This window comes from Caballeronia sp. LZ016 (assembly GCF_031450805.1).
Classification (GTDB): domain Bacteria; phylum Pseudomonadota; class Gammaproteobacteria; order Burkholderiales; family Burkholderiaceae; genus Caballeronia.
This window is the reverse complement of record NZ_JARTVY010000001.1, coordinates 878,978-896,136: the sequence shown is the minus strand read 5'-3', so window position 1 is coordinate 896,136 and position 17,159 is coordinate 878,978. Positions and strand designations below refer to the sequence as shown.

Below are 17,159 nucleotides of genomic sequence, written 5' to 3'. Positions count from 1 at the left end.
GGTGAGAAGGGGCTTAGATTGCCTTCTTCGCCAGTCCGAGATACGTCTCGATGACCTGTGGATTGTGCTGCAGCTCCGCCGCCCTGCCCTCGAGCGCAAATTCCCCCGTCTCGAGCACGTACCCGTAGTCCGAGATTTGCAGCGCTGCGCGCGCATTCTGTTCGATCAGTAACGTCGCGACACCGGTCTGCCTGAGCGCGCTGATGATGTGAAATATCTCCTTCACAATCAGCGGCGCCAAACCAAGACTCGGCTCATCGAGCATGAGGAGTTGCGGCTTTCCCATCAGCGCGCGACCGACCGCCAGCATTTGCCGTTCGCCTCCGGACAAGGTGCCGGCCGCCTGCTTGCGGCGCTCCTTGAGACGCGGAAAGGTATCGAAGACGCGGTCGAGTTGATCCAGATAGTTACGTGCCCCGGCCCGCTTGCGCCGATAGGCCCCCAAAACGAGATTGTCCTCGACCGCCATCGACGAGAACAGCTCGCGCTTCTCCGGGACCAGGCACATGCCACGCGCAACGCGCCGCTCTATCGCAAGGGCCGACACATCGTCACCGACGTAACGGACGACGCCCTTCGCATGGCCGGTCTGCGGCAGCGCGCCCATGATGGCATTGAGCAGCGTCGATTTGCCCGCACCGTTCGGGCCGATGACCGAGACGATCTGCCCCGCCCCAACCGTCAGCTTGGCGTCGTGCAACGCTTCGACCTTTCCGTATCGCACGGACAGACCGCTGACTTCGAGAATCGGTTCGCTCATCATTCCACTCCGCCCAGATACGCTTCGAGAACCGCAGGGTCTTTCTGCACCTGTTGCGGCAAGCCTTCGGCGATCTTCGTCCCGAATTCCATTACGACGAGCCGATCAGTCAGATTCATTACGAAGTCCATGTCGTGTTCGACGAGCAGGATGCTCATTCCTTCCGCGCGCAATTTACGAAGCAAGTCGGCGAGTTGCTGCTTCTCCTGATAACGAAGCCCTGCCGCCGGCTCGTCCAGCAGCAATAACGTCGGGTCGCAGCAGAGCGCACGCGCGATTTCGAGAATGCGTTGCTGACCGAGCGCCAGGCTGCCCGCCTCGCTGTACAGATGTTTCTCAAGTCCGACTCGCGCGATCTGCTTCGCAGCTTCGGCCATCAGTCGCGCTTCCTCCGCCGCATTGAGGCGGGCAATGCTTCGCCACACCCCGGTGTTCCCCCGCAGGTGCGCACCGATTGCGACGTTCTCGAGCACGCTCATCCCCGGCAGCATCTTGACGTGCTGGAATGTCCTTCCAATGCCGCGCTTCACGATCTGACGCGATGTCAGCTTGTCGATCCGTTCACCGTGAAAAGTGATCGCTCCGGCTGTCGCCTGGAGAACCCCCGTAACGAGGTTGAAGGTCGTCGACTTGCCCGCACCGTTCGGCCCGATGAGACCGATAATCTCGCCGGCCCTCACATCGAAACTTACATCGTTGACCGCGACGAGGCCGCCGAACTGCTTGCGCGCCTTATCGACGATAAGAAGCGGTTCGCCTGCCGCCGGTTTGCTGCGCTGCGGCAACGCCTCGCCATGCTCAGGCACGTGCGCGCGCGGGCCGCGCGGGAACAGCCGCGCGACGAATGGCCAGACGCCCTGCCGTGCATACTGCAGCAGCAGCACCATCACGACGCCGAAGACGATGATCTCGAAATTGCCATTCGCACCGATCAGCTTTGGCAGCAGCGTCTGCAGGTAGTCCTGCAATACGGTGAGAATCGTCGCGCCGAGAATCGCACCCCAGACATGCGAGACACCGCCGACCACCGCCATGAACAGAAACTCGATGCCGTGATTCAGCCCGAAGGGCGTCGGATTCACGGCACGCTGCAGATGCGCGTAGAGGAAGCCGGAAATCGCCGCGAGAACTGCTGCATAAATAAAGATGACGACGCGCATCCACGCGGTGTTGACGCCCATTGCCTCGGCCATGATCCCGCCGCCACGCAGCGCGCGGATCGCACGGCCCGGCCGACTATTAAGCAAATTCTGAACAGATACGACCGCCAGCAGCACGACGACCCAAATCAGGTAGTAAATGCTTCGCCCCGATTCGAGCTGCCAGCCGAACAGATTCAACACCGGAATGCCGTTGATGCCGTCGTATTTGCCGAGCAACTCCATGTTTCCGAAGAGGTAGAACAGCGAGAGCCCCCACGCAATGGTCCCGAGCGGCAGGAAGTGCCCGGACAGCCGCATCGTGATGAGGCCGAGCAGCAGCGCGATGAACGCCGTCAGCACGACGCCCGCAATCAACGCAAGCCACGGCGAGACGCCGTAACGCGTCGTCAGGAACGCGGTCGCGTATGCGCCCACGCCGACGAAGGCCGCCTGTCCGAAGCTCGTCATCCCGCCGATGCCCGTCAGCAGCACGAGCCCGATCGCCACGATGGAATACAGGCCGATGTAGTTCAGCAGCGTGATCCAGTACTCCGGCACGGCGACCGCGCCGGGCAGAACGGGCAGCGCGAACACGACGACGAGAAACAGCCAGAAGAATCGATATCGATGTAGGAATGTCATCGGATTACTCCTCGTCTTCGTCCGAATGCGGGCTCGCCAGGCTTCGCCACAGCAGCACCGGAATGATCAGCGTGAAGACGATGACCTCTTTGTAAGCACTCGCCCAGAACGACGAATACGACTCCAGCAGGCCGACCAGCAGCGATCCCGCGGCCGCCAGCGGATAGCTCACCAGCCCGCCGACAATCGCCCCGACGAAGCCCTTGAGGCCGATCAGAAAGCCCGAGTCGTAATAGATGGTCGTGATCGGGGCGACAAGAACCCCGCACAGTGCGCCGAGGCCGGCCGCCAGCGTAAAGGCCAGCCGCCCCGCCTGCGTCGTTCCGATGCCGACGAGCCTCGCCCCCAGCCGATTCACCGACGTCGCGCGCAGCGCCTTGCCGGAAATCGAGCGGTCGAAGTAAAAATACAGCGCCGCGATCAGCACGACGGCCGTGCCGACGACCCACAGACTTTGCCCGGAGATCGACACGCTGCCGATGTTGAAGTTGGCATCGGAGAACGCGGTCGTGCGCGAGCCTTCTGCGCCGAACATGACAAGCCCGAGGCCGACCATCGCAAAGTGGACGGCCACCGCGACGATCAGGAGCAGCAGCGTGCTCGCCTCCGCAATCGGCTCATACGCGAGCCGATAGACGAACGGCCCCATCGGCACGACGATGAGCAGCGTAAGCGCGATCTGCGCGACCATCGGCAGCGGCTGCGCGAATACGGCCTGGGTGACGCCCCACACAGCGACGGGAAACAACAGATACTTCGCCGCCAGCACGGCGAGCAGGCGCCCGATCTGGTGATAGCGCCCCGGATGCCGCACGATCGAGACGCCTTCCGCGACGAAACAGCCCGCGCCCATCGCGATGAGCAGAAAGCACGTCGCGGGCAGCTTCTGGGTCTGAAGCGCAGCAAGCGTGAGCGCGCCATACGCGACGAATTCGCCCTGCGGAATAAAGATGACGCGTGTCACCGAGAACACGAGCACCAGCGCGAGCGCGAGCAAGGCGTAGATCGCTCCCGTGGTGATGCCGTCTTGCGCGAGAATCGCCGCAATCGATAAGTCCATACTTCCTCTTTTGAGCTACTGAAAATCTGCGGACGGTCAGCGTCCGTGGAACATGGGAAAAGCGGCGCACCACCGGCGCGCCGCTTCCCTATCTTGAAAATCGGAGACGAGGACGCTCAGGAACCGCTGCGTCCTGCGTCGATCAGTCGTTCAGCAGCTTCCACTTGCCATCGACGATCTGCACCATCACGCGCGCGCGATCGTCGAAGCCGTTGTGATCGTTCGGCGTCGTATTCATGATGCCGTGCGCGACGGGCAAGTCCTTCAGATTCTCGAGCGCGGCGCGCAGCGCTTCGCGGAACTCGGGCGTGCCGGGCTGCGCCTTCTTCAGCGCTTCGGGGATCGCGCGTGCGAGCATCTGGCCGGCATCCCATGCGTGACCGCCGAACGTCGACAGCGAACCCGCGCCGTTAGCCTTCTCATAAGCGTCCTTGTACGCCGCCGACGACTTCTTCACCGGATTGCTGTCCGGCAGTTGTTCGGTGACGAGCACGGGACCCGCGGGCAGAATCTCGCCTTCGCAGTCCTTGCCGCACACGCGCAGGAAGTCGTTATTCGCGACGCCGTGCGTCTGATAGACCTTGCCCTTGTAGCCGCGCTCCTTCAGCGCCTTCGCCGGCAATGCCGATGGCGTGCCCGCGCCCGCGATCAGCACGGCATCCGGGTTCGCGCCCATCGTTTTGAGCACCTGACCCGTGACGGACGTATCCGTGCGGTTATAGCGCTCGTTCGTGACGATCTTCAGCTTGTGTGCCGAGGCCGCCGCGTTGAAGACGTTGTACCAGCCGTCGCCGTAGGCGTCCGCGAAGCCGATGAAGCCCACGGTCTTCACGCCGTGCTTCTCCATGTAGCCCGCGATGGCGTCGGCCATGAGGGCGTCGTTCTGCGGCGTCTTGAACACCCACGCGCGCTTGCTGTCCATCGGCGAGATGATCGCGGCGGACGCGGCCATCGAGATCATCGGCGTCCTTGCGCTCGATGCGGGATCGATCATCGCGAGCGAATTCGGCGTGACCGTCGAGCCGATGATCGCGTCGACGTGATCTTCGTCGATCAGCTTGCGCGTGTTCTGCACGGCGCGGCTCGTGTCGGAGCCGTCGTCGAGCACGATGTATTGCACCGACTTGCCGCCGATTTCCTTCGGCAACAGCGCGATGGTATTTTTCTCGGGAATCCCAAGCGATGCCGCCGGTCCCGTCGCCGACAAAGTCACGCCGATCTTCACCTGCGCGAATACCGCGCCCGTGCTGAAAAACGCGCTGCCGGCGATGGCAAGCGCGGCGCTTTTGCTAACCCATGCTTTCTTCGTTTTCATTGCTCGTCTCCAAACGCGACTGTGCTGCTGCGAGTATTTATCGATGCGGCCTATCAGAGGCGCACTCAATCTATTTACCGCGTTACACCATGCCTAGGCTCGTTTTCCCTGACCGTCGACGACAGTCGCCCAGTTCATCCGCGAGGCTTTGCGCCTTCATCTTTCTACTTCGGCACAACAAAAAAGGCGCGTTCGTTGCAACGCGCCTTTGATGTCGGAATCGATTCACATGTCGACGTTCAGTTGGCCGACAGCTTCCACTTGCCGCCGACGATTTCGACCATCACGCGCGCCCGCTGATCGAGCCCGGAGTGATCGTTCGCGCTCATGTTGAAGATGCCGTGCGACGCGGGCAGATTCTTCGTTTCCTCGATGGCCGCGCGCAACGCCTCGCGGAACGCGGGCGTGCCCGGCTGGCCCTTCTTCAACGCGATGGGTATCGTCCGTTGAAGAATGAGGCCCGCGTCCCACGCGTGACCGCCGAATGTCGAGACGGAACCTGCGCCATACGCGCCTTCATACGCTTTCTTGTAGGTGAGCGCAGCCTGCTTCACCGGATTGCTGTCGAGCAACTGTTCAGCGACGAGCAACGGCCCCGCCGGCAGGAACGTGTTCTCGCAATCCCTGCCGCATACGCGGAGGAAATCGTTATTGGCGACGCCGTGCGTCTGATAAACCTTGCCCTTGTACCCGCGCTCTTTAAGCGTCTTTTGCGGCAGCGCGGCCGGCGTTCCCGCGCCGGCGATCAATACGGCATCGGCGTTCTGCGACATCATCTTCAGGACCTGGCCCGTCACCGAAGCATCGTTGCGCGCGAAGCGCTCGTTCGCGACGACCTTCACCTTCGCCAGATCCGCCGCCTTCGAGAACTCCTTGAACCAGCTCTCGCCATACGCATCCGAGAAGCCGATAAAGGCGACCGTCTTCACGCCATGATTGGCCATGTGTTGCGCGATGGCCGTGGCCATGAGGATGTCGTTCTGCGGCGTCTTGTAGACCCACGCGCGCTTGCTGTCCATCGGTTCGACGATGCTGGCCGCGGCGGCCATCGAGATCATCGGGGTGCCGGTTTCGGCGGCGATGTCGATCATCGCGAGTGAGTTGGGCACGACAGTGGAACCGATGAGCGCATCGACACGATCTTCGCTCGTGAGCTTGCGCGCGTTCTTCACGGCTTGCGTGGAATCCGTGGCGTCGTCGAGCACGATGTATTGCACCTTTTGCCCCGCGACTTCTTTCGGCAATAACGCGATGGTGTTCTTCTCCGGAATACCGAGCGATGCAGCCGGCCCTGTCGCCGATACCGTCACGCCTATTTTCACGTCCGCCCAAACCTGCGTGCTGAAAACCGCTGTCATTCCCGCAATGGCCATAACGGCCGCTTTACCGCGTAACGCCCACTTCATTGATTTGCACCCCGTGAATCGTCAGTTCGAATTGAAGTCTTGCCGGATGGATCTGATGCTTCGAAGTCCGCGGATTTATTTATGTTGCGAATCGCCGACCAGCGGGTCGGGAAATGCAGTTTAGCGGAGCCGGGCGCCGCCCAGCAAGCGTTTTGAAGGACTGGCGGCGCTTCTCGTGAGGCCCAGCGCACGCCCCGCCGTGCTGTGGAATTTCCTGCCGGGATTATCTGTCTGGTAAATCGCAATCGGCGTGCGTTATTATCGGCGGACAAATAAAAAAGCGCTGTTGGAGTCATCCAACAGCGCTTTCGATTTGGGCACTTTGTGCCTCATGTCTCCTCGTTCTCCACCTCAAAAATTCGGGTGCAACAGAACTAGGAAGGATAGTAATGTCGTGACCATTTCACGACAACCTAGCATTTACCCTAGTGGTGCATGCAAGCACCTCAAAGGGGCGCGCATATTGCCGTGAAGCAGGCGCTTTACGTTTGGCTCCTTCGTTCGGAATTCAAACTAAATTGCGTTATCCCTGTAACGGCCGGACCCGGGCGACGATCTCCCCCACGATGCCGCGCCGGAACGCCAGCACGCACGCAATGAAGATCACGCCGGTCACGATCGTCACCGATTCGCCGAGTGAATTGAACCACGCGACGCCCGTGAGATTGGCGATACCCGTGCCGATATCACCGAGCCGGTCTTCGAGCGCCACGATGATCGCCGCGCCGAGCAGCGGTCCGAACATCGTGCTCATGCCGCCGACGAGCGTCATCAGCACGACGAGGCCGGACATGGTCCAGTAGGCATCGCCGAGCGTTTCGAAGCCGAGCACGAGCGTCTTCGTGGCGCCCGCGAGGCCCGCGAGCCCCGCCGACAGCACGAACGCGAGCAGCTTGTAGCGCGCGGTGTCGTAGCCGAGCGATACGGCCCGCGGCTCGTTCTCCTTGATCGCGATCAGCACCTGCCCGAACGGCGAATGCACGATGCGCACGATGAGCGCGAACGCGAGCAGCATCACCAGCAGCACGATGTAGTACAGCGTCACATCGTTGCTCAGGTTGACGATGCCGAACAGCTTGCCGCGCGGCACGCCTTGCAGTCCATCTTCGCCGTGCGTGAACGGCGCTTGCAGGAAGACGAAATAAACCATCTGCGCCAGCGCGAGCGTGACCATCGCGAAGTAGATGCCCTGACGGCGAATGGCGAGCAGCCCGACGACCACGCCGAGGAGCGTCGCGACCGCCGTGCCCACGAGCACGCCCAGCTCCGGCGTGAAACCGAGCGTCTGGATCGCATAACCGGCCGTGTAGCCCGCGCTCGACAGGAACATCGCGTGCCCGAACGAAAGCAGTCCCGTATAGCCGATCAGCAGGTTGAACGCCGCCGCGAACAGCGCGAAGCACAGCACCTTCATCATGAAGACCGGATACACGCCCGCGAACGGCGCGATGACCAGGGCGATCAGCAACAGCACGTATAGCGCTTTTCTCTGCATCATTTTTCCTTGCCGAAGAGTCCTGCCGGACGCACGAGCAGCACGAGCGCCATGATGACGAAGACGACCGTCGCCGACGCTTCCGGATAGAACACGCGCGTGAAGCCTTCGATCACGCCGAGCAGCAAGCCCGTGAGAATGGAGCCCATGATCGAGCCCATCCCGCCGATCACCACGACGGCGAACACGGTGATGATCATCGACTGCCCCATCAGCGGCGATACCTGAATGACCGGCGCGGCCAGCACGCCCGCGAACGCCGCGAGCGCGACGCCGAAGCCGTAGGTCAGCGTGATCATCAGCGGCACGTTGACGCCGAACGCCTCGACGAGCTTCGGGTTCTCCGTGCCGGCCCGCAAATACGCGCCGATGCGCGTCTTCTCGATGACGAACCACGTCGCGAAGCACACGATCAGCGACGCGACGACCACCCATGCGCGATAGTTCGGCAGGAACATGAAGCCGAGATTCGTCGCGCCGGACAGGAGCGACGGCACGTCGTACGGCTGCCCCGACGAGCCGTAGATGGAACGGAACACGCCTTCGATCACGAGCGTGAGTCCGAACGTGAGCAGCAAGCCGTAGAGATGATCGAGCTTGTAGAGCCAGCGCAGCATCGAACGTTCGATGACGACGCCCAGCACGCCGACGATGACGGGCGCGAGCACGAGCATCGCCCAATAAGGAACGTTGAAGTACGAATAGCCCATCCACGCGAGCATCGCGCCCAGCATGAATAGCGCGCCGTGCGCGAAATTGATGACGTTGAGCAAGCCGAAGATCACCGCGAGGCCGAGACTCAGGATCGCGTAGAACGAACCGTTCACCAGGCCGAGCAGCAACTGGCTCATCATCGCGGCGAGCGGTATGCCGAATATTTCCATTGGACCTGCCGTCAGAATCGTTGTGGCGACGGGCGGCCCGCGAGCCGCCCGCCACGTCTTCTCACCGCGAACTTACTTCCAGGCCGCGCAGCGCGATTCAGCCTTGGTGGCGAACGCCTGCTCGCCCGGAATCGTCGCCGAGATCTTGTAGTAGTCCCACGGTTCTTTGGATTCCGAAGGTTTCTTCACTTCCATCAGATACATGTCGTGGATCATCGAACCGTCCTGGCGGATATAGCCCTTCGCATAGAAGTCGTCGATCTTCGCCTTCTTCAGCTCGCCCATGACCTTGTCGCTGTCCGTGCCGCCCGCTGCCTGCACCGCCTTCAGGTACGTCGTGACGGCGGAGTAATCGGCGGCCTGCAGACTCGTCGGCATCTTCTTCATCTTCGCGAAGTAGCGCTTCGCCCATTCGCGCGTCTTTTCGTCCTTGTTCCAGTACCAGCTATCGGTCGCGACGAGACCTTGCGTCGTTTCGAGTCCGAGGCTGTGAATGTCCGTCAGGAAGATGAGGAGCGCGGCGATTTTCATCGACTTGGTAACGCCGAATTCCTTCGCCGCCTTGATCGAATTGATCGTGTCGCCGCCCGCGTTGGCGAGGCCGAGCACTTGAGCCTTCGATCCCTGCGCCTGCAGCAGGAACGACGAGAAGTCCGACGCCGACAGCGGATGACGCACCGTTCCGAGCACTTGCCCGCCGTTGGCCTTCACGACATCCGACGTGTTCTTCTCCAGCGCCTTGCCGAATGCGTAGTCGGCGGTCAGGAAGTACCACGACTTGCCGCCCTGCTTCGTCACCGCGGAGCCGGTGCCCTTCGCGAGCGCCATCGTGTCGTATGCATAGTGGACGGTGTACGGCGAGCACTGCTCGTTCGTGAGGTTGTCCGCGCCCGCGCCGATGTTGATGTACGGCACTTTCTTCTCGGCCGCGACTTGCGCGGTGGAAAGGGCGGTGGCCGAATTCGTTCCGCCGATGATCACGTTCACGCCGTCACGGTCGATCCACTCCCGCGCCCGCGATGCCGCGATGTCCGCCTTGTTCTGATGGTCCGCATACACGAGTTCGATCGGCTTGCCGTTCACCTTGCCGCCGAAATCGGCGATCGCCATGCGGATGGCTTCCAGGCCGCCCTGTCCGTCGATATCGGCGTAAAGCCCCGACAAGTCGGTGACGAAGCCGATCTTGACGCTATTGGCGTCGGCGGCCTGCGCGCCGCTGCTCATCAGCGCCACACTCGCCGCCGCAGCCGCAAAGCAAAGAGAAGAGAGGCGCGCGAGGGTCTTCTTTTTCATTCCAGTCTCCGTGAGTTTTGGTTCTTGCTGTCAAGCTGGCCTTGCTCGTATTGCCATCACACCCCGAGCAGTTCATGCAGCACGGGCATCTTCGCTTCGAGTTCCCCCGCGCCGAAATGCTCGACGATGTTTCCATGCTCCATCACATAGAAGCGATCCGCGAGCGGCGCCGCGAAGCGAAAATTCTGTTCGACCATCACGATCGTGTAGCCGCGCGACTTCAGCATGAGGATCATGCGCGCGAGTGTCTGTACGATGACGGGCGCAAGTCCCTCCGATATCTCATCGAGCAGAAGCAGGTTCGCGCCCGTGCGCAGAATGCGCGCGACGGCAAGCATCTGCTGCTCGCCACCCGACAGACGCGTGCCCTGGCTCGCGCGCCGCTCCTTCAGGTTCGGGAACATCGAATAGAGTTCGTCGAGCGGCATCGCTTCTTTCGCATTGCCGACGAGCGGCGGCAAGAGCAGATTCTCTTCGCACGACAGGCTCGAGAAAATGCCGCGCTCTTCCGGACAGTAGCCGACCCCGTGATGCGCGATCTTGTGCGTCGGCAGCCCGATGGTCTCGCGTCCGCCCACGCGGATCGAGCCCGTGCGCCGGCCCGTCAGACCCATGATGGCGCGCAGCGTCGTGGTGCGGCCCGCGCCGTTGCGGCCGAGCAGCGTGACGACTTCGCCGCGATTCACCTTCAGGTCGACGCCATGCAGGATGTGCGATTCCCCGTACCACGCCTGCAATCCCGCGATTTCCAGCGCGGGCGCATTACCCGCTGCGCCGTTCGCCTCACGCGAGCGGCGCTCTTCGACGATGGTGCTCATGCGTGCGCTCCAGTGAGCGCCGCATCGGCGCTGCCCATGTAGGCTTCCATCACGAGCGGATTCTTCGATACTTCCGCGTAGTTGCCTTCGGCGAGCACTTCGCCGCGCTGAAGGACGGTGATGGTGTCGGAGATGCCGGCGATCACGTTCATGTTGTGCTCGACCATGAGAATGGTGCGCCCCGCCGATACCTTCTTGATGAGCGCCGTCACACGATCGACATCTTCGTGCCCCATGCCTTGCGTCGGTTCGTCGAGCAGCATGAGTTCGGGTTCCATCGAAAGCGTCGTGGCGATCTCGAGCGCGCGCTTGCGTCCGTAAGAAAGCTCGACGGTTTTCGTGTCGGCGAAATCGGTGAGGCCCACTTGCGTGAGCAGGTCCATTGCGCGGTCATTCAATGCATCGAGCGAACGTTCGCTGCGCCAGAATTGAAACGACGTACCGAGCTGCCGCTGCAAGCCGATGCGTACGTTCTGCAGCACGGTCAAATGCGGAAACACGGCGGAAATCTGAAACGAACGAATGATGCCGCGCCGTGCGATATGAGCGGGCCGTTCGCGCGTGATGTCGGCGCCATTGAAGACGATCTGGCCTGCCGTCGGTTCCAGAAATTTGGTGAGCAGATTGAAGCAAGTGGTCTTGCCTGCGCCGTTCGGTCCGATGAGCGCATGGATCGAGCCGCGGCGCACGCGCAGGTTGACGCCATTCACGGCCGTGAAGCCTTTGAATTCTTTGGTGAGCCCTCGCGTTTCCAGAATGGTATCGCCGAGAATCATGTCCCCTTCCATGCGAAGTGAGGCGCTAAACGACGATTTCGCCTGCGCCTTATTGTTCTTTCCGCGCGCACCCGAACGTGGTTTCGATTCCGGTACGGTTCGCTTCGTCCTGCGCTTCGTGCTGCTATTTCATGCTATTGCGTACTGCACAACGCGGGCACGAGGTAAGCCGAGCATCACTCTGATCCGGGGCCATTGTCGCGCCAATGATGCAGCGCAATCATTGGGATTTGCACTTAGTAATCTGACGGGCGATGCACGCAATCAGGGCACGCTGCGTGCTGCTCGATTGCGCTCATGCTCAAGCAAGCGCCGCAGCGATGACCTCCTGCGTTTGCACCGCGCCCCTGTCTTCGCGAATCATCTCGCTCGCGCGTTCCGCGATCATCAACGTAGGCGAATTCGTGTTGCCCGATGTGATGACCGGCATCACCGATGCATCGACCACACGCAAGCCACGCACGCCGATCACGCGCAGGCGGCTATCGACGACCGCGGCGGGATCGTTGTCGGCGCCCATGCGGCATGTGCCCACCGGATGAAAAATCGTCGTGCCGATATTGCCCGCTGCTTCGACGAGCTCTTCCTGCGTCTGGAACTGGATGCCGGGCAGGATCTCTTCGGGCGCGTGACGCGACAATGCGGGCGCGCTCACGATGCGCCGCGTGAGACGCAGCGAGTTGACGGCCACTTCGCGGTCGTGATCCGTCGACAGGTAATTCGGCGCGATCAACGGCGCGGCATGAAGGTCCGGCGATTCGATATGCACGCTGCCGCGCGATGTCGGCCGCAGATTGCATACGGATGCCGTGAACGCGTTGAACGGATGCAATGGCTCGCCGAAGCGTTCGAGCGATAACGGCTGCACGTGATACTGGACATCGGGACGTTTGATCGATGCATCGTCGGGATTCGATCTGGCAAACGCGCCGAGTTGCGATGGCGCCATCGACATCGGACCGCTTCGCATCAACGCGTATTGCATGCCGATGAAAAGCTTGCCCCACCAGCGCGCGGACAGCGTGTTGAGCGTGCGCGCGCCGTTGACCTTATACGCCATGCGCAATTGCAAGTGATCCTGCAGGTTCTCGCCGACGCCTCGCAGATGACGCACCACATCGATGCCGAGGCGCTGCAGACGCGCGCCATTGCCGACGCCCGATAGTTCCAGAATCTGCGGTGAATTGACCGCACCCGCGCTCAGGATGACTTCGCAACGCGCACGCGCGATGAAGTCCGTGTCGCCGCCGCGATAGGCCACACCGACGCAACGTGCGCCATCGAACACGAGCTTTTGCGTGTGTGCGCCGGTGATCGTCGTGAGGTTGGGGCGCTTCATGGCTTCGCGCAGAAACGCCTTCGCCGCGTTCCAGCGGATGCCGCCGCGCTGGTTCACATCGAAATAGCCGACGCCGGTGTTGTCGCCGCGATTGAAGTCATCCGTCGCGGGGATGCCTGTTTGCTGCGCGGCCTGCGCGAAGGTTTCCAGGATCTTCCACTTGAGCCGCTGCTTCTCTACGCGCCATTCGCCGCCCGTGCCGTGCCATTCGTTTTCACCGGCGTAGTGGTCCTCGCTACGTTTGAAGATCGGAAGTACCGAGTCCCAGGACCAGTTCGAATCGCCGGTGATGTGCGCCCAGTCGTCGTAGTCCTCGCGCTGGCCGCGCATGTAGATCATGCCGTTTATCGATGAGCATCCGCCTAGCACCTTTCCTCTCGGATAGGAGAGCGCTCTGTCGTTCAGGCCCGGTTCTTTTTGGGTCTTGTATAGCCAGTCGGTTCTTGGGTTGCCTATGCAGTACAAGTAGCCCACCGGGATGTGGATCCAGTGGTAATCGTCCTTGCCGCCTGCTTCCAGCAGCAGGACGTTTATCGCCGGGTCTTGCGTCAGGCGGTTGGCCAGCACGCAGCCGGCCGTGCCCGCACCTATGATGATGTAGTCGAAGGCGCCTTCTTCTTTTCTCTCGTTCATGATGCTTGTCTCCTGGCTTCTTGGCTCGTGAAGCTTGTATTCGTGTAGGTCTATTCGTGCGCCCCTCCCGGGGCGGGAGTCAATTTCCTGGCTGTCGACCCGAGTTGGCGCTTCAACGTCTGACCCTGGTCCCATGCAGAGATAGCAGTTTCCGATGCGCCACTGTCACCTCGCACACTCCAACCTAATGGCACAGCACCAAACAGCTCCGCCCCGCTATGCGGGCAATCGGTCAATCGGGTCGGCCTACGCTTCTCGGTCTTGACGCCGCATCACATCGCCTCTCGTGCTTTTTGCTTCGTTATCTACCAAGACTAGTGCGACGTTTCTCCCTAATCCAATGAGTTCTGTTCATCCGCAATATAAGTCGCGCTAATATCACTCATGGACTACATCCTCCTGCGCGCCTTTCTCACCGTCGCCCGCGAAGGCAATCTCACGCGGGCCGCCGCCCAATTGCATGTCACGCAGCCCGCAGTCAGCCTGCAAATCAAAAACCTCCAGGAAATGCTCGGGGTCGTCCTCTTCAAACGCACCTCGCACGGTCTCCTCCTCACCCGCGACGGGGAAGCACTCCTGCCCCACGCCGAGCGCGCCATCGCCGCCGCCTCCGAAGTCCAGCGGGCCGCCGCCGCGCTGCGGCACGAAGTCAGCGGAACCCTGCGTATCGGGACGATCCTCGATCCGGAATTTCTGCGGCTCGGCGGGTTCCTGCGGCAACTCGTCGAAACCTATTCGCGCATCGAACCGGCCATGCGGCACGGCATGTCCGGCTGGGTCCTCGAACGCGTCAAGTCCCGTGATCTCGATGTCGGCTACTACATCGGCGATCCCGCCATCGACGGCACTCGCGACGGCGAACGCTTTCACGTCGTCCGGCTCACGCCGTTTTCCTATCACGTGCTCGCGCCCGCCGGATGGCACAACCGCGTCAACAAAGGCAAACGCAGCTGGGCCGCTCTCGCCAAGCTGCCGTGGATATGGACGCCGCACGAATCCGCGCACAACCGGCTGCTGTCGCGCGTGTTCCGCGAAGCCGGCGCAATGCCCGTCAAGGTCGCCGAAGTCGATCAGGAACCATCGATGCTCGATCTGGTGAAGTCCGGCGTCGGACTCTCGCTCGCGCGCGATTCCATCGCGCTCGCTCAGGCGCACGCACACGCGCTCACCATCGTCGATGGCGTCACCGTGCCAACGCAGCTATCGTTCATCGCGCTCGCCGAACGTCGCGAAGAACCGGCCATCGCCGCTGCGCTGAAACTCATCGACGCTCAGTGGTCCGTGTAACGCAACGTTCACGATAAGACTGGTACGCTCTTCGACGCCCACCACCGGAGACTTCCTTCATGGCACGCAACATCGAAATCAAGGCTCGCGCGCACCGTTTCGACGAACTCCGGGAACGCGCGGCCGCGCTCGCCACCGACGCGCCGCTCGTCTTTCGCCAGCAAGACTTCTTCTACGACGTGCCGGCCGGCCGCCTCAAGCTGCGCCAGTTCGACGACGGCACGCCATCCGAACTGATCTTCTATCAGCGCGACGATCGCGACGGCCCGAAGGTCTCGTACTATTCGCGCAGCCCGGTGATCAACGCGGAAGCCATGCACACCCTGCTCGCCCAGGCGCTGACGACGCGCGGCATCGTCTCCAAGGAGCGGCATGTGTATCTGGTCGGACGCACGCGCATTCATCTGGATCGCGTGGACGGCCTGGGCGATTTCGTCGAACTGGAAGTCGTGCTCGGACAGGACGACGACGAAGCCGGCGGCCATCAGGAAGCGCACGAGATGTTCGCGCGGCTGGGCGTGGCGCAAGCGGATCTGGTGCCGCTCGCCTATGTGGATTTACTGAATCCCGCTCAGGAAGCGTCGCCGGAGAGGTGATCGAGCGGCAACGGGCCGTTGCGCTTGAACGTCGTCAACACGATGTTCGAACGCACGCTGTCCACGCCCGGCACGCGCATCAGCTTCTTCATCACGAAGCCCGACAGCGCGTTCAGATCGGGCGCGACAATGCGCAGCAAATAATCCGCATCGCCGACGGTCGCGTGACATTCGAGCACCTCGGGCAACGCATCGATCTCCTGTTGAAACTGCTCGATCACCGTGTCGCCATGATGCTTGAGCTTCAGGCTCGTGAACGCCGTCACGCCGAGGCCGAGCTTCTCGGGACGCAGCATCACGCGATAGCCCTCGATCACGCCCGTCGCTTCCAGCCGCTGCAAGCGCCGCCCGATCTGCGATGCCGAGAGCGGCACCTGCTCGGCAAGCTGCTGATGGGTGGCGCGCCCGAAGCGCTGAAGGACATCGAGCAGGGCAAGGTCGAAATGATCGAGTTCCAGCATGAGGCGGATTCGCGCGAAAGCGGATGAAGATGCGACTTTAGCGCATCGCTTGCATCACCGACGCGCCGCATGATCTTCCGCGCGCGGATTAACACCGGCTTACATCGCCCGACAAGGTAACGCGCGTATTACGAACCATGACACCGGCGAAAGCACGCCGACGCCGAAGACGTGGCCGAATCGCACGATTGCAAGGCGATGCGAAAGCAAACGTAAGCAGAATCCCGGCGTATCTTTCAATGATGAAGGCAGATTTTGAACCGCTCGTAAACTGCGTGAACGGTGCAAGATACCGCCTTTCGGACGCGGGTCGGCGTGCGGGTTCGAAGCGGTACAATCAGCAGCGCACAAGGCCTGAAGACGGCAATCGACCGCGCCGCTCGACGTCAAGCCGCGCGGCGCCGCATGAGAAGTAACGGTTTCGATCCGGCCCGACCCCGCGCTACCCGCCGCATCGCGCGGACCTGAACGCCGGATCGAATTCAACCCAATGTACTGAGCGACTTCATGCGAATCCTCCTGATCGAAGACGACCGCCCCATTGCGCGCGGCATCCAAAGCAGCCTGGAGCAATCCGGCTTCACCGTCGACATGGTTCACGACGGCATCTTCGCCGAGCAGGCGCTCGCGCAGAACCGCCACGAGCTCGTCATTCTCGATCTGGGCTTGCCCGGCATCGACGGCATGACGCTGCTCTCGCGCTTCCGGCAAGGCAATCGGCACACACCGGTCATCATCCTCACCGCGCGCGACGAACTGCACGACCGCGTGCAAGGGCTCAACAGCGGCGCGGACGACTACATGCTCAAGCCGTTCGAGCCGCAGGAACTCGAAGCACGCATTCGCGCCGTGATGCGCCGCAGCGGTCCCCACGGCGACGTGCCGCGTCCCGAAGTCACGCTGGGCGGCCTGCGCCTGTCGGGCGTCGATCGCCGCATCTTCAACGACGAGCGTCCGCTGGAACTGTCGCCGCGCGAATTCGCGGTGCTCGAAATGCTGCTGCTGCGTCACGGCCGTGTCGTGAGCAAGGCGCAGTTGCAGGATCATCTGACGCACTTCGGCGGCGATCTCGGCGATACGGCCATCGAAGTGTACGTGCATCGCGTGCGCAAGAAGCTCGAGAACACGCGCGTGGAAATCGTGACGGTGCGCGGCTTCGGTTATCTGCTTCAGGAGATCCGGCAAGCGGCGTGATGTATCGCCCGCCTTCGCCCTAAAACGCTTTGCGACTTCCCACCCGGCGCGCGGGCGA

The 17,159-nt window shown here is 62.0% G+C and carries 15 protein-coding genes; 3 read left to right on the top strand and 12 right to left on the bottom strand.

What is annotated here, in order from left to right; genetic code table 11:
- Positions 1-13 precede the first annotated feature (13 nt).
- The 11 genes from P9220_RS04245 to P9220_RS04195 all read right to left on the bottom strand — a co-directional run bounded on the left by P9220_RS04245 (position 14) and on the right by P9220_RS04195 (position 13,563).
- Positions 14-763 carry an ABC transporter ATP-binding protein gene (locus P9220_RS04245; RefSeq protein WP_309763733.1) on the bottom strand — a complete coding sequence of 250 codons (750 nt, stop codon included), beginning with the start codon at positions 761-763 and terminating at the stop codon, positions 14-16.
- Positions 760-2,544: a branched-chain amino acid ABC transporter ATP-binding protein/permease gene (locus P9220_RS04240; protein WP_309763732.1), complete on the bottom strand. Its 1,785-nt coding sequence runs from the start codon at positions 2,542-2,544 to the stop codon at positions 760-762. The genes P9220_RS04245 and P9220_RS04240 overlap by 4 nt, the downstream gene beginning before the upstream one ends.
- Before the next feature lie 4 nt (positions 2,545-2,548).
- On the bottom strand, positions 2,549-3,604 hold the full coding sequence (locus P9220_RS04235) for a branched-chain amino acid ABC transporter permease (protein WP_309763730.1): 1,056 nt from the start codon (positions 3,602-3,604) through the stop codon (positions 2,549-2,551).
- 142 nt (positions 3,605-3,746) lie between these two features.
- On the bottom strand, positions 3,747-4,919 hold the full coding sequence (locus P9220_RS04230; protein ID WP_309763729.1) for an ABC transporter substrate-binding protein: 1,173 nt from the start codon (positions 4,917-4,919) through the stop codon (positions 3,747-3,749).
- Between the two features lie 239 nt (positions 4,920-5,158).
- Positions 5,159-6,325: an ABC transporter substrate-binding protein gene (locus P9220_RS04225; RefSeq protein ID WP_309763728.1), complete on the bottom strand. Its 1,167-nt coding sequence runs from the start codon at positions 6,323-6,325 to the stop codon at positions 5,159-5,161.
- Positions 6,326-6,848: 523 nt separating this feature from the next.
- Entirely contained in the window at positions 6,849-7,820 is a 972-nt protein-coding gene (locus P9220_RS04220) for a branched-chain amino acid ABC transporter permease (RefSeq protein WP_309765378.1), read from the bottom strand.
- On the bottom strand, positions 7,820-8,704 hold the full coding sequence (locus tag P9220_RS04215; protein ID WP_309763727.1) for a branched-chain amino acid ABC transporter permease: 885 nt from the start codon (positions 8,702-8,704) through the stop codon (positions 7,820-7,822). Before P9220_RS04215 ends, P9220_RS04220 begins: the two co-directional genes overlap by 1 nt.
- A 72-nt stretch (positions 8,705-8,776) precedes the next feature.
- Positions 8,777-9,997 carry an ABC transporter substrate-binding protein gene (locus P9220_RS04210; RefSeq protein ID WP_309763726.1) on the bottom strand — a complete coding sequence of 407 codons (1,221 nt, stop codon included), beginning with the start codon at positions 9,995-9,997 and terminating at the stop codon, positions 8,777-8,779.
- A gap of 56 nt (positions 9,998-10,053) precedes the next feature.
- Entirely contained in the window at positions 10,054-10,815 is a 762-nt protein-coding gene (locus tag P9220_RS04205) for an ABC transporter ATP-binding protein (RefSeq protein WP_309763725.1), read from the bottom strand.
- A complete protein-coding gene (locus P9220_RS04200) occupies positions 10,812-11,591 on the bottom strand; it encodes an ABC transporter ATP-binding protein (RefSeq protein ID WP_244793775.1) in 780 nt (259 codons plus the stop codon). The genes P9220_RS04205 and P9220_RS04200 overlap by 4 nt, the downstream gene beginning before the upstream one ends.
- Positions 11,592-11,892: 301 nt before the next feature.
- Positions 11,893-13,563 carry a GMC family oxidoreductase N-terminal domain-containing protein gene (locus P9220_RS04195; RefSeq protein ID WP_309763724.1) on the bottom strand — a complete coding sequence of 557 codons (1,671 nt, stop codon included), beginning with the start codon at positions 13,561-13,563 and terminating at the stop codon, positions 11,893-11,895.
- 384 nt (positions 13,564-13,947) lie between these two features.
- Between P9220_RS04195 and P9220_RS04190 the strand changes: the two genes are divergently transcribed.
- Positions 13,948-14,850 (top strand): LysR family transcriptional regulator, encoded by a 903-nt coding sequence (locus tag P9220_RS04190; protein WP_309763723.1) that lies wholly within the window; start codon positions 13,948-13,950, stop codon positions 14,848-14,850.
- A 59-nt stretch (positions 14,851-14,909) separates the two neighbouring features.
- Entirely contained in the window at positions 14,910-15,446 is a 537-nt protein-coding gene (locus tag P9220_RS04185; RefSeq protein ID WP_309763722.1) for a class IV adenylate cyclase, read from the top strand.
- Here P9220_RS04185 and P9220_RS04180 read toward each other — a convergent pair.
- The gene (locus tag P9220_RS04180; RefSeq protein WP_309763721.1) at positions 15,422-15,907 is read right to left on the bottom strand and encodes an Lrp/AsnC family transcriptional regulator; all 486 of its coding nucleotides are present in this window, start codon (positions 15,905-15,907) and stop codon (positions 15,422-15,424) included. The genes P9220_RS04185 and P9220_RS04180 overlap by 25 nt on opposite strands.
- Before the next feature lie 507 nt (positions 15,908-16,414).
- Between P9220_RS04180 and P9220_RS04175 the strand changes: the two genes are divergently transcribed.
- Positions 16,415-17,101 (top strand): response regulator transcription factor, encoded by a 687-nt coding sequence (locus P9220_RS04175; RefSeq protein WP_035962098.1) that lies wholly within the window; start codon positions 16,415-16,417, stop codon positions 17,099-17,101.
- Positions 17,102-17,159: the final 58 nt, after the last annotated feature.

Bases quoted from the DNA above. Each gene is read 5' to 3' on its own strand.
- P9220_RS04230 (WP_309763729.1), bottom strand. From the start codon at position 4,919: ATGAAAACGAAGAAAGCATGGGTTAGCAAAAGCGCCGCGCTTGCCATC.
- P9220_RS04200 (WP_244793775.1), bottom strand. From the start codon at position 11,591: ATGATTCTCGGCGATACCATTCTGGAAACGCGAGGGCTCACCAAAGAA.
- P9220_RS04240 (WP_309763732.1), bottom strand. From the start codon at position 2,544: ATGACATTCCTACATCGATATCGATTCTTCTGGCTGTTTCTCGTCGTC.
- P9220_RS04225 (WP_309763728.1), bottom strand. From the start codon at position 6,325: ATGAAGTGGGCGTTACGCGGTAAAGCGGCCGTTATGGCCATTGCGGGA.
- P9220_RS04195 (WP_309763724.1), bottom strand. From the start codon at position 13,563: ATGAACGAGAGAAAAGAAGAAGGCGCCTTCGACTACATCATCATAGGT.
- P9220_RS04220 (WP_309765378.1), bottom strand. From the start codon at position 7,820: ATGCAGAGAAAAGCGCTATACGTGCTGTTGCTGATCGCCCTGGTCATC.
- P9220_RS04175 (WP_035962098.1), top strand. From the start codon at position 16,415: ATGCGAATCCTCCTGATCGAAGACGACCGCCCCATTGCGCGCGGCATC.
- P9220_RS04210 (WP_309763726.1), bottom strand. From the start codon at position 9,997: ATGAAAAAGAAGACCCTCGCGCGCCTCTCTTCTCTTTGCTTTGCGGCT.
- P9220_RS04190 (WP_309763723.1), top strand. From the start codon at position 13,948: ATGGACTACATCCTCCTGCGCGCCTTTCTCACCGTCGCCCGCGAAGGC.
- P9220_RS04215 (WP_309763727.1), bottom strand. From the start codon at position 8,704: ATGGAAATATTCGGCATACCGCTCGCCGCGATGATGAGCCAGTTGCTG.
- P9220_RS04205 (WP_309763725.1), bottom strand. From the start codon at position 10,815: ATGAGCACCATCGTCGAAGAGCGCCGCTCGCGTGAGGCGAACGGCGCA.
- P9220_RS04235 (WP_309763730.1), bottom strand. From the start codon at position 3,604: ATGGACTTATCGATTGCGGCGATTCTCGCGCAAGACGGCATCACCACG.
- P9220_RS04185 (WP_309763722.1), top strand. From the start codon at position 14,910: ATGGCACGCAACATCGAAATCAAGGCTCGCGCGCACCGTTTCGACGAA.
- P9220_RS04245 (WP_309763733.1), bottom strand. From the start codon at position 763: ATGATGAGCGAACCGATTCTCGAAGTCAGCGGTCTGTCCGTGCGATAC.
- P9220_RS04180 (WP_309763721.1), bottom strand. From the start codon at position 15,907: ATGCTGGAACTCGATCATTTCGACCTTGCCCTGCTCGATGTCCTTCAG.